The 312-nt window shown below is 68.6% G+C and carries 1 protein-coding gene; it reads right to left on the bottom strand.

Going from position 1 to position 312, the window contains the following annotated elements; genetic code table 11:
* The coding region (locus tag SLNSH_RS24425; RefSeq protein WP_158266890.1) for a multicopper oxidase domain-containing protein at positions 1-312 on the bottom strand (312 nt) is incomplete at both ends.

Raw genomic sequence — 312 nt, 5'->3', positions numbered from 1 at the left:
TTCTCGTAGGCGAACGTGCCCATCATGCCCGCCGCCATGTGGTAGAGGTGGTGGCAGTGGAAGGCCCACCGGCCGGGGTTGTTGGCCTGGACTGCAACCGTGGCGGACGCCATCGCCGGCACCAGAACGGTGTCGCGCCAGGCGCCTGGCACCTTGCGGCCATCCAGCACCACCACCCTGAAGTGGTGCCCGTGGAGGTGCATCGGGTGGCTCATCATGCCGCGTTTGCGCATGGTGACCGCGACGGTGTCGCCCTGGCGCACGAGGAGCGGCCGGTCGAAGTCCATCCCCCACTGGTAGCCCGCCATCGTC

Origin of the sequence: Alsobacter soli (assembly GCF_003004785.1) — a bacterium.
Classification (GTDB): Bacteria; Pseudomonadota; Alphaproteobacteria; order Rhizobiales; family Beijerinckiaceae; genus Alsobacter; species Alsobacter soli.
Note: the sequence above shows the minus strand (reverse complement) of the source record. Positions and strands in the feature narration are given on the sequence as shown.